Source organism: Massilia sp. IC2-476 (assembly GCF_020707295.1).
In the GTDB taxonomy this organism is placed as follows: domain Bacteria; phylum Pseudomonadota; class Gammaproteobacteria; order Burkholderiales; family Burkholderiaceae_D; genus Telluria.
In genome coordinates, this window is sequence record NZ_JAJFER010000007.1 from 115,645 (window position 1) to 130,298 (window position 14,654).

Genomic DNA, 14,654 nt, shown 5'->3' on the forward strand with positions numbered 1-14,654 from the left:
CAGAGCGCAAAAAAAATGCCCGCTCGGAAGCGGGCATTCGTCCAGCACAGGCGCTTGCTTACACGCCGACCATCGACACCGCCTTGACGTTCAGATAGGACTCCAGCGCCTCCGGACCGCCTTCCGAGCCGTAGCCAGAATCCTTGATGCCGCCGAAGGGCAGCTCCGCGCTCGGCGTGGCCGGCTGGTTAATCCACAGCATGCCGACTTCGACGCGGTTCATCAGGAGCTGGGCGTTCTTGATCGAGCGGGTGAAGGCATAACCGGCCAGGCCGTACGGCAGGCGGTTGGCCTCGGCAATCGCTTCTTCCAGGCTGTCGAAACCGCGCACCGCCGCAACCGGACCGAAGGGCTCGTCGTTGAACACGCTGGCCTCGAGAGGCACATCGGCCAGGATGGTCGGCGCGAAGAAGTTGCCCGAGTCGCCGACGCGCTGGCCACCGGTGGCGACCCTGGCGCCCTTGGCCTGGGCATCCTCGACCACCTTGGCCATCGCGCTCAGGCGACGCGCATTGGCAAGCGGGCCCAGGTTGGTACCTTCGGCCAGGCCGTCGCCGATCTTCAGGCCTTCGGCGTGGGCGACCAGCGCGCGGGTGAATTCGTCCTTGATCCCGTTGTGGACCAGGAAGCGGGTCGGCGAGATGCACACCTGGCCGGCATTGCGGAACTTGGCGGCGCCGGCAGCCTTGACCGCCAGCGCGACGTCGGCGTCCTCCGCGATGATGACCGGGGCGTGACCGCCCAGTTCCATGGTGGCGCGCTTCATGTGGGCGCCGGCCAGGGCAGCCAGCTGCTTGCCGACCGGGGTCGAGCCGGTGAAGGTCACCTTGCGGATGATCGGGTGCGGGATCAGGTAGCCGGAGATCTCGGCCGGGTCGCCGAACACCAGGCCCACCACGCCCGGCGGCACGCCGGCGTCGACGAAGCACTGCAGCAGCGCGGCCGGCGAGGCCGGGGTTTCTTCCGGCGCCTTGCACAGGAAGGAGCAGCCAGTGGCCAGGGCGGCGGCCAGCTTGCGCACGATCTGGTTGATCGGGAAGTTCCACGGGGTGAAGGCGGCAACCGGGCCGACCGGTTCCTTCAGTACCAGCTGCTGCGCGGCCGGGTTACGCGATGGCACGATACGGCCGTAGACGCGCATGCCTTCGGCAGCGAACCAGTCGATGATCTCGGCGCCGGCCATGGCTTCCATTTTCGCTTCTGCCAGCGGCTTGCCCTGTTCCTGGGTCAGCAGGCGGGCGATGTCGCCGGCGCGCTCGCGCAGCAAGGTGGCGGCGCGGCGCATGGTGGCAGCACGCTCGGCGGCCGGGATGACGCGCCAGGCCTCAAAGCCCTTCTGCGCGGCAGCCAGGGCGCGGTCGAGGTCGGCGATGCTGGCATGGGCCACGCTGCCGATATTCTGGCCGGTAGCCGGGTTCACGACCGGGATGGTCTTGCCGCCGGTGGCGTCACTCCATTCGTTGGCGATCAGGAGGCGGGTATCGGGGTAGCTGGAAGTCGTCATGGGGCGTCGGTTCCTGTGTTGAGTGATTCGTAGATCATGATCATAACCGGTCTGCGGGCGTCCTGCAGGCGCCTAGCCGCGCGGCGGCTGCTTGTAGGCGAGCGCAAGCGCGATCAGGACGACGGCAGCGAAATGGTTGGTGTTCAGCATGGCCACCAGTTTGGTCAGTGCGTCGATAGTCTCCATCTTGTTTCTCCTTGTGTGCAAAAGTTGACCCGGTCTCGAACGCCAGCTAAAACAATATGTTGGACGTTCTTTCTCCAGGCTCAGGTTTGGACACATGAGGCCGCCAATCGGTTGCCGGACCCGGCATGAGGCATGTCAATCCATCGCTTAGCTCGCCAATTCCTCGCGATAGAAACCTGCAGCGCAGCCTTGGCACGGTGAGCCAGCGCAAGCCGGCGCGCAGACGTCACCATGCAGCGATTGATTTCCATACAATGCTTTCAGCCAGTAATGTCGAGTAAAGAGAATTTGGAACGCGCATGGAAAGCGTGATTGTCTACACAGGGAAGGATTTGCGCCGAATGCGCGAGGAAGGCGGCTGCGGTCACTGGACCGCGAGCCCGGAGCGCGTGCAGGCGGCGCAATACCTGGTATGCGTGCGCAATCGCCGCGAGCAGTGGGCCGCCACCGATTTCGAGCACGGCGTGGCTTTCCTGATTGCGAAGATCGAGGGCATCAAGCCCTCGCCGCATGCGGCCAGGATCACGATTGAATTCCGCTCCTATGCGATGCTCGATATCCCGGGCGCCTGGCAGCTGCTGGCCAAGGGACAGCGCTTTCCCGTGGCCTACCTCGAAACGGACGAACTGCTGCGCCGCCTGGACATCGATCCGGACGCGCTCAGCTGGCGGCGCCTGGCGGGCAATGGGGAGGGCCTGCAGGTCGCCGAGCGCGCCCTGCCCTATGTGCAGCCGCTTGACGGCGCCCAGGTCAAGACGGCGAACCTGGCTGATGCGATCGCTGAAGCCAAGCGCAAGCTGGCCGAGTCCCTTGGGATAGGACTGGAAAAGATAGAAATAACCATCCGGCTGTAACGCCGCTCAGTGCAGGCGAAAAAAAAGCCCCAGTGCGGGGCTCTCTTCGGTGCCGGCCAATGGCGGCTTACAAGTAGCTGGCGCCCTTGACCAGGTAGGCGGCACCGTACAGCTCGATGGCGCGGCGCAGCTTGGCGGCCAAGCCGGCGGTCGGGAAGCGGAAGGTGCGCGGTGCTTCAGGACGGATCGAAACGATAGTAGCGGTAGTCATAGGGATTCCTCGAATGTGTCTAGCGATGGGCAATGGATACAGCTTAGCCCGCTCAAAGACATAAATCCAATTGCGATTTCAGATCGCCGCGATAACAAATCCGGATATCTCGCAATCTTCGGAGTTGCCCGTCATCACTGCGGCGAATATCGGCAAGCCGGCGAGCGGATAACTGCACCGGCTCAGTGGGACTTGATCACCGTGATCGCGCCCTCGCCTTCGATATAGGCGACCCGCACCTCCTCGACCGAAGCGACACCCTGCTGCCGGAGCGCGCTCATGAGTTCCTCTTCGGTGAGGAATTCGCGCCGCATGTTCCGTTTCAGCATTTTGCCGTTCCGGACGACCTGGATCGGCGGCGAAGACACTAGCCGTTCGATCCAGCGAAAACGCCAGCTGGCCGCGTTGACGGCGAAGTTCCATCCCATCAGCACCAAGACCAGCACCAGGCCCTCGCTCACCGAGCGGTATTCGCCGAACGCGTTCGAGGCGGCTTCCGCGATCAGCAGCAGGAAGATCAGGTCCATGGTGGCGAGCTCCCCGCCCGTACGGCGCGGCATGAAGCGCATCAGGAACAGGATCACGAAGTACAGGATGGTCCCGCGGGCCGCCAGTTCGAGCAGCGGTGTCTCGACAAGGAACAGCTCCGACCATGTATCCGGCAACCAGGTCATCGTTTCTCTCTTCAGGTTCAAGGCCTGCGCTACTCTACAGGCACGCGGCATTCGGAGCCGCGCCATAGGCAGCGTTGCGCGGATGCCGAAACGAGAGAAGCGGCCGCGCTTTGGACTTGCATGCGGCGGTTTTTGGCAGGATGATGAAACTGCCGGTCCGCGCACAACAGGGCAGCCGGAGTCAGGAGACACCATGCACAGCTTCTTGTTTGCGACCGGGATCGAAGGCAGCTATCCGGTCGTCTCCGGGCCCGATGGCGCCCGCCTGCGCGTCGACGAAATGGACAAGACAGGCCACTACCGGCACTGGAAGCAGGATCTCGCCCTGGTCGAGGAGCTCGGCATCGAGGCCCTGCGCTATGGCCCGCCCTACTACCGGGTGCACCTGGGGCCGGGCCGCTACGACTGGGACTTCACCGACGAGGTGTTCGCCGAGATCCGCCGGCGCGGCATCCGCCCGATCGTCGACCTGTGCCACTTCGGCCTGCCCGACTGGCTGGGCGACTTCCAGAACCCCGAGTTCCCGACCTACTTCACGGAATACGCCGACGCCTTCGCGCGCCGCTACCCCTGGGTCGACCTGTACACGCCGATCAACGAGATCTACATCACCGCCAAGTTCTCGGCGCACGAAGGCATGTGGAACGAGCGCCTGCGCTCCGACCATGCCTTCGTCACCGCGATCCGCAACCTGGCGCGCGCCAACATCCTGGCCACCGAGGCGATCATGATGGTGCGGCCGGACGCGAAGTTCATCCAGAGCGAATCGTCCGAATACTTCCATCCCAGCGGGCCCGAAGCGACCGATGCGGCGCGCCACATGAACGAGCTGCGCTTCCTGGCCCTCGACCTCACCTACGGGCACGACGTCAGCGGGCGGATGTACGAATACCTGATGGACCACGGCATGGCGCGCAAGGACTATCACTTCTTCCTGAACCGCAGCGTCAAGCCGGTCTGCATCATGGGCAACGATTACTACGCCACCAACGAGCACGTGATCCACCCGGACGGCACCACCAGCAGCTGCGAACTGTTCGGGTACTACGTGATCACCCAGCAGTACTACCACCGCTACCGCATCCCGGTGATGCACACCGAGACCAACAACCGCGACGCCGGCAATGGCGAAAAGGATGCGCGCGCCTGGCTCGACAAGCAGTGGTCGAACGTGATGCGGCTGAAGTCGGACGGCGTGCCGATCCTCGGCTTCACGTGGTACAGCCTGGTCGACCAGGTGGACTGGGACAGCGCCCTCACCGAGGACGCCGGCAACGTCAACCAGTACGGTCTGTGCGACCTGGAACGGCGCGTGCGGCCTGTGGGCGAAGCCTACCGCGCGCTGATCCAGACCTGGCGGCACCGGGTCGGGAATGAACTGATGCACCTGCGCTAGCGCGCAGGCCGGGCGCTGTTCGCGGTCAGGAAACGACGGTGGCGATCCAGCGCGCGGCGCCGGCCACGCCGTTAGCGATCAGCCTGGCGCCCACCACCGCCACGACGGCCAGCACGGCAAGCTGGACGAGGCGCAGGGCCAGCTCATGGCCGCGCCAGCGGCGGCCGAAACGCATGGGACCATGGAACCGTTCGGCCAAGTGTGGCGAGGCGAGTCGGAATTTCATGATTGTCTCCGCTATATGTATGTTGTGAATCCAGCATACTCCTGGATCAGCATGGCTGCAAATACGCAGCCTTCGGTCTGTGCGCGGCCTCAGAGTGGCGCGCTCTGGCGCGCCACGCGCCGCCTGGCAAAGTCGCGCAGCACCTCGCGCGCGGCATTGTGGCCGGGGGCGCCGGTCACGCCGCCGCCGGGGTGGGTTCCCGAGCCGCAGGTGTACAGGCCCGCCACCGGGCCGCGGTAATCCGCATGGCCCAGCATCGGGCGCGCCGCGAACAGCTGGTCCAGCCCGAGGGCGCCGTGGAAGATGTCGCCCCCGACCAGGCCGAAGGTGCGTTCCAGATCGAGCGGGCTCATGATCTGCCGGCCCAGTACCGCGCGCTTGAAGTTGGGCGCGTAGCGGTCGACCGTGTCGATCATCAGGTCCGCCACGCGTTCACGCTCGCCGTCCCAGCTCATCCCGTCGGGCAGCTTCGGCGCCACGTGCTGGCAGAACAGGCTGGCCACGTGCTGGCCCGGCGGCGCCAGCGTCGGGTCCAGCGTGGAGGGAATCAGGAGCTCGACGATCGGCTCGCGCGACCAGCCGTGGGAACGCGCGTCGTGGTAGGCGCGCTCCATGTACTGCAGGCTGGGCGCTATGATGATCCCGCTGCCGTGGTGCTCGGCCGCGTCCTTGCCGGGCAGGCAGCTGAAGTCGGGCAGTTCGGCCAGCGCCACGTTCATGCGGAAGGTGCCGGAACCGCAGCGCCAGGCCTGCATGCGGCGCAGGAAGTCGGCCGGCAGCGCGCCAGGGTCGACCAGCGAGGTGTACAGCAGGCGCGGGTTCAGGTTCGACACCACCACGCGGGCGTCCAGCCGCTCCCCCTTGGTCGTGACCACGCCGCAGGCACGGCCCCGCTCCAGCAAGACTTCGTCCACCGCGCAGCCGGTGCGGATCTCGACGCCCAGCGCGGCAACGGCCTTCGCCATCGCCTGGGTGATGGCGCCCATGCCGCCGATGGCATGGCCCCAGGCTGCCTTCTTGCCGTTGACTTCGCCAAACACGTGGTGCAGCAGCACATAGGCGGAGCCCGGGGTGTAGGGACTGGCGTAGTTGCCCACCACGCTGTCGAAGCCATAGGCCGCCTTGATCGGCGCGCTCTCGAACCAGCCGTCGAGATAGTCGCCGGCCGATTTGGTGAACAGGTCGAGCAGTTCGCGCTGGGTCGACAGGCTTAAACCCGCCATGCGCTTGCCGAGCCGCCCCGCCTTGAGCAGTTCGGGCAGCGTGGCCAGCCAGCCGCCCTGCACCCGGTTCGGCGGCGTCTGCAGCACCAGTTCGCGCAGCAGGTCGGCTGCGGCGTCCAGCTGGCTGCCGTAGGCGGCGAGCCGGTCGGCGTCGCGCTGCGAGAACTTCGCGACTTCGGCCGCCGTGCGTCCGGCCCCGAGCTTCAGGTAGCGGCCGTCGTCAAACGGCAGGAAGTTCGACAGCGGCCGCTCGACCACGCGCAGGCCGTGTCGGGCCAGGTCCATGTCGCGGATCACCTTCGGATTGAGCAGGGAGACGGTGTAGGACGCGACCGAGTTGCGAAACCCCGGATGGAATTCCTCGGTGACAGCGGCGCCGCCGACCACCTCGCGCCGCTCCAGCACGCTCACCTTCAGGCCGGCCCGCGCCAGGTAGAAGGCGCATACCAGGCCATTGTGGCCGCCACCGATGATGATCGCGTCGCGCATCTGCTGTCTCCCCAGGTAACGCGGCCATTATGGACCACAAGAGGGTGTCGACGCACCTCGCAGAGTCGAGAGCTGCCTGGACGTGGCACTGGCCTGCGAAAATGCAGGAGGCTGGTAGCGCAAGCACAAAAAAAAGCGTAGTGTTATCTGTGCAACTTTAATGCAGCGGGTTTCCGGCGGGGTGCTTACCTCAAGGCTAACGACAATCAAGGCAATGAACATGAGCGACGAGCGCAAAGTGTGTTTTGTTGTGATGGGCTTTGGTAAAAAAACGGACTACGAATCGGGGCGCACGCTCGACCTGGACGCCACGTTCGACGCCATCATCCGTCCCGCAGTCGACGCCGCAGGACTGCGCTGCATCCGTGCGGACCAGATCATGCACTCCGGCCTGATCGATCTTCCGATGTACGACATGCTGTTGCGGGCAGACCTGGTGATTGCCGATATCTCGACCGGCAACGTGAATGCGGTTTACGAACTAGGAGTGCGCCATGCGCTCAGGCCGCGCTCGACCATCATCATGAAAGAGTCGGCTGGAAAACTGTCCTTCGATCTCAATCATGTCAGCACGCTGCATTACGAACATCTTGGCCCCGATATTGGCAACCGCGAGGCGCGTCGTGCAAGCGCAGCCCTCCAGAACCTGATTACGCAGGTAATGGCCGAGCAAAAAGCGGATAGTCCCGTTTACACCTTCCTGCCCAAACTGCGTCAACCAAGCCTGAGTGACGAGGAATATGAAGAGCGGCTCGTCGAAGCAGAGACCTTGCAGTGTCAGCTGAGTTCCCGCATCAATGAAGGAGACCTTGCGATGCGTAGCAGCCGGCCTGCGGATGCTGCGAAAGCATTTGCCGCCGCAAGGAAACTGAAACCCGACGACCCGACACTTATCCAGAAGCTGGCGCTGGCAACCTACAAATCGAAGATGCCAAGCGAGACGGCGGCACTGTTCGAGGCCAAGGAAATCATCGGCGCGCTCGACCCGGAACACTCGAATGACCCCGAAACCCTGGGCCTTGCGGGCGCTATCCAAAAGAACCTGTGGAAGCTGCACCGGAACCGCGCGCACCTGGACGCGGCGGTCCGTTTTTACGGTCGCGGCTTCGAGCTGATGCGAGATTATTACAACGGCGAGAATCTCGCTCTGTGTTACGACTTGCGCGCCGAGGTCCAGACCGACGGCGCCGAGGCGACTTATGACCGCATGTCGGCGCAGAAAGTCAGGAAAGCGGTCATCGAGTTGCTGTTGGAACTGATGGCGCGTCCATCGTTTGCCGATCGAAAGGACCGGAAGTGGATACATGCAACCATGGCAAACTGCTATTTCGCGCTCGGCATGATGAACGACGGCGAGACCCAGGAACGCGCCTTCATGGAACAGAACCCGAGCGATTGGGAAATCGACTCATACAAGACGGGGAAGCAGACGGCAATGCAAGCCAAGGCGTGAATGTGCAGCCGGCTCGGCGGTTCGCGACCCGCTGAGCCTCCACCGAAACACGAAACGGGAGATACGCGATGTCTGCCCTGCTGGAATCACACGGTCCCGATCCGGACGTCCTCACTGCGGAAATTCCCAGTTTCCGCAAACCTGCCGCTGCAGCAAGCAATATCGCAGCCGCCCGAAGAATGCGGCTGTTCAGACGCTTCATTCTTCCGCTCCTCATGCTGGTCTGGGCCTTCTCGATGGTTTCCTTATCCGAGCGCGAAGCCAAACGAGCGGAGCTGCTCGATCAGGCGGAAGTCAACAGGCTTCTGGCCGATGGCGGAATCATGATCAGGAAGGATGGCGAATTCGGCGTCGTCGAGAAGAGCGATTATGACGAAGGGGCAAAGGAAGCCGGTGACGAGGTCGCCATCCTGAACAGGGCGCTGCTCGCGTCGCACGAACTCGGCGTGAATGCGCCGGATCTGGAGTCGCTGGTTCGCCAGGACGATCCGCCCGATCCTTACGCACTGCTTTTCTTCGTCGGGCTGTATGCCATTTTTGCACCAATCATATTATGGCGCCAGCCACTCAGGATCCTGCTCCTGCGGCCCTTCAACGACAGGAAGATCTCATCCTCGATACGCAGATTCGTACGGAAGAACCTGCGTGGATGGGGAAACATCGTGCCCCTCTCGGACCGGCACATCAACGAGTCGGTCCTGCGTAACTCGACGATCTACGCCTTTTCGCCGAGGCGCATTATCGGATCTGCACTCGTGCTTCCGGTCTTGCCGCTGGTGCGACTGCCTCCATTGATTGTTGCCGTGCGCAAGGAGCACCATTTCCGTAGACTATACGCCGCACTGAAAAATCGCTATAACCTGAATTTCTTTTCCATATTCGACGTCATACGCAAGATCCGCTCAAGCGACGGACTCTGGCAACGCGTCGTGCTGTTTCTCATCGCGAATACCGATCTCATCGTTGTCGACCTGACCGCCAATAAGAGCGGCACGCTGTGGGAAGTCGAGCAACTGTCCAAACATGGCCTCCTTTGGAAGTGCATTTTCGTGGCTGAGGAAAGTACGGATGCCGGCATCGAGGCGAGTGCCTTGCTGCTTGGGTCAGCGCTCGGCAAGGTGTACCGATACCGTAAGAGTGGTGCGATGCTCGAAGTGAGCGAATTCGAAGCGGCGGTGGCGGGCATTGTCAGCACGCCTGCCCGGGAGCGCGTTGCAAGCCGACCGTAAGCGACGCCCAGACAACAAACGAAAGCCTTTGTAAGCATCGGTCATTGCGCTACCGCAACGATTACGGTAATGTACGTTGATCCGTTTTCAACACCGGACAATGACCGATACTTCCTTGACTTCCGCCCCCTGCGCATCGGCAGGGTCCCCGCCGAGCCCGCCTGCCCTGCCCGGCCATTACGAGCTGCGCGACTGCCTCGGCGAAGGCGGCTTCGGCCAGGTCTACGAGGCCTGGGACAGCAAGCTGCGCCGCCCGGTGGCGGTCAAGTGCATCAAGCAGGGCGCCGGGGCCGACCCCGTGCGCGAAGCGCGCGTCGCGGCGGCCCTGCGCCATCCCGCCTTCGTCAAGGTGCATGCGATCGAAGACGGCGGCGATACCCAGTCGATCGTCATGGAACTGGTGCCGGGCCAAACCCTGAAGCAGGTCCTGGCGGCCGGCCCGGTGGCGCGCACCGATGCGCTGGCGTGGACGCGCCAGGTCGCAGAAGCCATGCGCGAAGCCCACGACGCCGGCCTCGTGCACGGCGACCTCAAGCCGTCGAACCTGATGCTGGAGCCGGGCGGCACGATCCGTGTGCTCGATTTCGGCCTGGCCCAGGACCTGGACCCGCTGGCCACCGCCGCGCTGCCGACCAGCTCGCTGCAAGGCACGATCGCCTACATGGCGCCGGAGCGCATGCTCGGCGCACCGCTCTCGCCGCAGGCCGACGTGTACGCCCTTGGCCTGATCCTGTATGAACTGGTCGCAGGCGCCCGGCCTTTCGCCGCGCTCGACGGCCTGGCGCTGGCGGCAGCCCAGGTCCAGACCTCGTCCGACGGCTGGAGCTATCCGCCCGATGCCAGTCCACAGTTGATCGCCCTGATCCGCGCCATGACGGCGCGCCAGCCGCAAGAGCGACTGGCCGGCATGGGCGAGGTGCTGGCCCGGCTGGCGGAGCTGGACGCCCCGCTTGCGCCGGCTACGCGGCCGGCCAGAACACCATTGTCGAAGCGCGCGCGCTATCTTCTCGCCGGCGCGCTGTCGGTGACGCTGCTGGGCGCCACCGGCTGGGTCGCTGCGCCGCGCCTGGCGGCGCTCGGGTCGGCGCTGGCGCCCTTCTCCGAGTCCTTCGAGATGGAACAGGGGCTGGCGGCCGTGAAGCTGTTCGACCGTCCGGGGAGCCTGGACAAGGCTGAAAGCCATTTCCGCCGTATCCTGGAACGCCAGCCGGACAGCGCCGCGGCGGCGGCCGGGATGTCGCTGATGTACGCACTGCGCTACCAGACCGACAAGAGCGACGAGACCTGGCTCAAGCGCGCCGATGCCAGCGCCCAGCGCGCCACCCAGCTCAACGAGCAGCTGGCCCTGAGCCACATCGCCCGCGGCTGGGTGCTCGACATGCAGGGCAAGCGCGACGAAGCGCTGCAGGCCCATGCCGAGGGACTGCGCCTCGACCCGAGCAGTTTCTTCGGCTGGTACGGCCAGGCCGCGACCTTGCGCCGCGCCCACCGCTACGACGAGGCGCGCGCGAGGCTGCGCGAGGCCACGGCGCGCTTCCCGCAGGAGCGCGTGTTCAGCGATGAACAGGGCAGCGTCGAATACGAGCAGGCCAACTATGCGGCGGCCGAGCGCGCATTCAGGCGCAGCATCGCCGTGCAGCCGGACGCGGTCATCGCCTACGCCAACCTGAACGCGGCGCTGCTGCGCCAGAACCGCGACGAGGAAGCCCTGCAGGTGCTGCAGCAAGGCCTGCAGATCCGGCCCAACGCCAAGCTCTACACCAACCTGGGCAATGCGCTGTTCCTGCGCCAGGACTACGTCGGCGCCGCCGCCGCCTTCGAGAACGCGGTCTCGCCCACGCGCGGCGCGCCCGGCGACTACCAGCGCTGGGCCGACCTGGCCGACACCCTGAACTGGATCCCGGGCCGCGAGGCCCAAGCGCGCGCCGCCTACGAAAAAGCGCGCGCCCTGCTGGCGCCGCGCCTGGCGCGCGCGCCCGACGACGTGCTGCTGGTCTCGCGCATGGCCCTGTACGCCGCACGCGTCAGGGCCGAGCAGGACGCAGGCAGGCTGCTGCCGCGGGCGCTGGCCCTGGCCCCGAACAGCGCCGACGTGCAGTTCCGCGCCGGCCTCGCCTACGAATTGCTCGGTCAGCGCGACGCCGCTGTCGCCGCCATCAATAATGCCCGTCGCCTCGGCTATCCGGTCAAGTTCATCGACGCCGAACCCGACCTGGTGGACCTGCGCCGCGACGAGCGTTATGTCCGGGCCGCTGCGCTCGGCCTCCAGCGTGCTGCAACAGCACTCACGACGAAGTGAACTGAAAGAGACCATGGCAAGCAACTACAACATCACTATCCAATTCAATCCCGGCAACCCGATGGCAACCTGGAGCATCGACGACAAGATCGAAGCGCTGATCAATGCGCAGGTCGGCGATACGCTGACCTTCGGTTTCCGCATCCCCGACTCGCCGGCCGTCGAGCTGTCGAGCGCCATGCTGTTCGCCGGACCGCGCAAGCCGGCGGAAGCGATCTCGCCGTTCAACCAGACCCAGATCCCGCTGGTGCAGGGCTCGAAAGTGAAGGTCCAGAACGAAGGCTTCTACGGTTTCTCGATCGCCTTCAGCACGACCGACAAGCAGGGAGTGAGCAACTTCTACTTCCTGCCCGATCCGGAGCTGGACGTCGGCTCGACCTGAGCCGGCCCGGGCTAGTCCGGCCGCAGCAGCCGCCAGCGGCGCCGCAAGGCTTCCGCCGGCGTGCGCAGCAGCGCCGCACAGCGCTCCACATCGCCCGCGCACTGGCTCATTGCGCGGGCGATGTCGTCTTCCGGGATGGTCTCGGCGCGCCGGATGTCGGGATGGTCTTCCAGCAGCTTGTACAGGCTGGGGCGCGAGATGCCCAGCGCCCCAGCTGCGGCCTGGATGTTCCAGTCGTTCGCGGCCATCGCTTCCAGCACTTCGCCGTCCGACAGCGCGGACGGCCGCCGGCGTGCGGCGGGCGCCTCGGTGGCCGGTGCCTGCGTTGGCGCCGGCGCGGGCTGCGCCTGCATCTGCGGCCGAGGGCTGCGCACCAGCTGCGCCAGGGTCGGCGTCGCGCCCGAACCCAGTATCAGCGCCGCGCGCTGCAGCACGTGCGCCAGCTGGCGCACGTTGCCCGGCCAGTCATAGGCCGCCAGTTCCGCCACCAGCGCCGCCGGCAGCGCTGCCTCGATGCCCTGCTCGCGCAACAGCTCCACGATCAGGACGCCGATATCCTCGCGCCGCGCCCGCAGCGGCGGCATCCGGATCACGAAGCCCGCCAGGCGGTGCAGCAAGGCCTGGTTGAAGGCGGCGCCATCGAGGTCCTGGTCGGACGCGGCGATCAGGCGCGCCGACGAATGGCGGTCTCGCGCCGCGCCGACCGGCCGATAGTCGCCCCCTTCCAGCACCCGCAGCAGCATGGGCTGCATGGCCGCCGGCGTGCTGCCGATTTCATCGAGGAAGAGCGTGGCCCCGTCAGCCTGCGCGAACAGGCCTTCGCGCGAGGCCTGCGCGCCTTCGGCCACGCCGAACAGCGAGGTCGCCGCCAGCGGCTCACCCAATGCCGCCATGTTGACGGCGACCAGCGGCGCTTCCGCGCGGTCGCTCAGGGCGTGGATGGCGCGCGCGGCGATCTCTTTGCCGGTACCGGTTTCGCCCAGCAGCAGCACCGGCAGGCTGGTACGGGCCACCATGCGGATCTGCTCGCGCACGCCAATGCCGGCGCTGCCGACGCCATGCAGGCCGGGCACGGCGTCCAGCGTGGGCAGGCGCGTCATCCAGTGCAGGCACAGCACGACGGCGCGGCCCAGGCTCAGGACCTGGCCGCTTGCCACCTCAGCGGCGCTGAAGTACAGCGACCCTGTCGCGACCTGGCCGTTGACTTCGACCACCATCGCGCTGGCGGGCAGCGTCATGGCCACCCCATCGTGCTCGTCGCGCGCCAGGCGCAGCGGCTGGCGCGACACCCCGCCGTGGCCGAGGGGCAGCCCGGAGCCGCCGGGGTGCATGAAGGCGGGAGCGAAGCGATTCAGTTCGACGATGTCGCCGCCGGTCGCGCCGATGAACTGTTCACCGATACGGGCGCGCTCGGGGTGCCAGACGATGGTCAGGGCCAGCAGGGGTTTGCCTGCGCTGGCCAGGTCGCCGAGCGGGGACGTCAGCGTAAAGTCGGTGTTGGTCATGGGGCCTGACAATGTACACGGGGTTGCAAGCTGTGCAGATTGTCATTTTAACCTCATGCGGCGCCCCTTGGCCCGGAAACAGCCGCCCGTTTTCCTGCCTGTTCGGGCGATGCCCTAGCTCGCGGCTGCAGCGGAAGTGCGTTCCGCCGCCGGCCCACACTGACGCGGCCGCAGGCGCGGCGATGCGACTTCGCGCGCCAGCATCGCGCCCTTCGGCGGGAACACATGCGCGCGCCGGTGATCGGCGATGTTGGCCACGGCAAACCGCGAGAAGCCCGCGCCACCAGGCGCTCCGTCATTCCCGCCACGGCGCTCGCCCGTCCCGGCCCTCTCGTCCTTGTGGCGCTTGCCTCCGGTGTCGAAGCGGACGTGGAAGTGGCGCTGGCGGACATCGACGACGTCGAGCAGACCAGGGGTGACCGCCACCTGGATCACCATGGCCGGGGTCGGGGCCAGCACGCGCTCACCCAGGATGCCCCCGAGCCTGGCGTGGTCGCGCTCCAGGAAGGCGGATGCGTCGACGAAAGGCGTGGCATGCACGACCCGACGTCCACTGTCATCCGTCACCGAATCGGCCGTGTCCAGGAACAGCAGCTTGCCGCTCGGCCAGGCCGGGGTCGTGTAGTCGAAAAAGTGCGGATCGGTGAAAAAGACCTGGAATGCCATGCCGAGCGAGCCGCCGGCCGCATCGACATGGCGGCGCAGCCGTCCGATTGCGCTGTCGTCCGCGTACACGGCGATGCCGTCTTCCAGCGGACGCAACACCAGCCCGGCGCGGCGCAGCCTGTCGAAGCAGGACGGCACCGGCACGATCCGCAATTCGCGCAATACCCCGTCGGAGAAAAACGCGTGTCCGAACGAGAGTCGGAAAATCAGGCGGTGCGACGCCGGCATATCACACACCTTTCGCATGATGGCCACCGTGAAGAGGTTGATAATATTATGTCGGATAGCGCATTAATTGAAATGCGCCGGTATTGGGCAGCTCAACGTGGAAAGATTCGCCCCCGCCATTCATTTCCA

At 65.6% G+C, this 14,654-nt stretch carries 13 protein-coding genes; 6 read left to right on the forward strand and 7 right to left on the reverse strand.

All coding sequences use genetic code 11. From position 1 onward, the window contains the following. Positions 1 to 58: 58 nt before the first annotated feature. A complete protein-coding gene (locus tag LK539_RS18350) occupies positions 59 to 1,504 on the reverse strand; it encodes an NAD-dependent succinate-semialdehyde dehydrogenase (RefSeq protein WP_227802502.1) in 1,446 nt (481 codons plus the stop codon). A gap of 485 nt (positions 1,505 to 1,989) precedes the next feature. Here LK539_RS18350 and LK539_RS18355 point away from each other — a divergent pair, with 485 nt between their 5' ends. After that, positions 1,990 to 2,544 (forward strand): hypothetical protein, encoded by a 555-nt coding sequence (locus LK539_RS18355; RefSeq protein ID WP_227802503.1) that lies wholly within the window; start codon positions 1,990 to 1,992, stop codon positions 2,542 to 2,544. 67 nt (positions 2,545 to 2,611) lie between these two features. Here the strand turns inward: LK539_RS18355 and LK539_RS18360 are convergent, their stop codons facing one another. After that, entirely contained in the window at positions 2,612 to 2,755 is a 144-nt protein-coding gene (locus tag LK539_RS18360) for a hypothetical protein (RefSeq protein WP_227802504.1), read from the reverse strand. 182 nt (positions 2,756 to 2,937) lie between these two features. Then, positions 2,938 to 3,429, reverse strand: coding sequence for a DUF421 domain-containing protein (locus LK539_RS18365; RefSeq protein ID WP_227802505.1), 492 nt, complete (start codon positions 3,427 to 3,429; stop codon positions 2,938 to 2,940). A 193-nt stretch (positions 3,430 to 3,622) separates the two neighbouring features. Between LK539_RS18365 and LK539_RS18370 the strand changes: the two genes are divergently transcribed. Continuing rightward, positions 3,623 to 4,825, forward strand: coding sequence for a family 1 glycosylhydrolase (locus LK539_RS18370; protein WP_227802506.1), 1,203 nt, complete (start codon positions 3,623 to 3,625; stop codon positions 4,823 to 4,825). Positions 4,826 to 4,850: 25 nt separating this feature from the next. Here the strand turns inward: LK539_RS18370 and LK539_RS18375 are convergent, their stop codons facing one another. Then, positions 4,851 to 5,051: a hypothetical protein gene (locus LK539_RS18375; RefSeq protein ID WP_227802507.1), complete on the reverse strand. Its 201-nt coding sequence runs from the start codon at positions 5,049 to 5,051 to the stop codon at positions 4,851 to 4,853. A gap of 89 nt (positions 5,052 to 5,140) precedes the next feature. Continuing rightward, entirely contained in the window at positions 5,141 to 6,763 is a 1,623-nt protein-coding gene (locus LK539_RS18380; protein WP_227802508.1) for an NAD(P)/FAD-dependent oxidoreductase, read from the reverse strand. A gap of 220 nt (positions 6,764 to 6,983) precedes the next feature. Here LK539_RS18380 and LK539_RS18385 point away from each other — a divergent pair, with 220 nt between their 5' ends. The 4 genes from LK539_RS18385 to LK539_RS18400 all read left to right on the forward strand — a co-directional run bounded on the left by LK539_RS18385 (position 6,984) and on the right by LK539_RS18400 (position 12,126). Next, complete coding sequence (locus LK539_RS18385; RefSeq protein WP_227802509.1) at positions 6,984 to 8,216, forward strand: DUF4071 domain-containing protein; 1,233 nt, start codon at positions 6,984 to 6,986, stop codon at positions 8,214 to 8,216. A gap of 68 nt (positions 8,217 to 8,284) precedes the next feature. Beyond that, complete coding sequence (locus LK539_RS18390) at positions 8,285 to 9,445, forward strand: hypothetical protein (RefSeq protein ID WP_227802510.1); 1,161 nt, start codon at positions 8,285 to 8,287, stop codon at positions 9,443 to 9,445. A gap of 115 nt (positions 9,446 to 9,560) precedes the next feature. Continuing rightward, positions 9,561 to 11,744 (forward strand): serine/threonine-protein kinase, encoded by a 2,184-nt coding sequence (locus LK539_RS18395; RefSeq protein WP_227802511.1) that lies wholly within the window; start codon positions 9,561 to 9,563, stop codon positions 11,742 to 11,744. 13 nt (positions 11,745 to 11,757) lie between these two features. Next, on the forward strand, positions 11,758 to 12,126 hold the full coding sequence (locus LK539_RS18400) for a hypothetical protein (protein WP_227802512.1): 369 nt from the start codon (positions 11,758 to 11,760) through the stop codon (positions 12,124 to 12,126). Between the two features lie 11 nt (positions 12,127 to 12,137). On the opposite strand, the gene LK539_RS18405 is transcribed toward LK539_RS18400, so the two are convergent. Together LK539_RS18405 and LK539_RS18410 are read right to left on the reverse strand one after the other, a co-directional pair. Continuing rightward, positions 12,138 to 13,631 carry a sigma 54-interacting transcriptional regulator gene (locus LK539_RS18405; RefSeq protein ID WP_227802513.1) on the reverse strand — a complete coding sequence of 498 codons (1,494 nt, stop codon included), beginning with the start codon at positions 13,629 to 13,631 and terminating at the stop codon, positions 12,138 to 12,140. Positions 13,632 to 13,745: 114 nt separating this feature from the next. Beyond that, the gene (locus LK539_RS18410) at positions 13,746 to 14,525 is read right to left on the reverse strand and encodes a hypothetical protein (protein ID WP_227802514.1); all 780 of its coding nucleotides are present in this window, start codon (positions 14,523 to 14,525) and stop codon (positions 13,746 to 13,748) included. Positions 14,526 to 14,654: the final 129 nt, after the last annotated feature.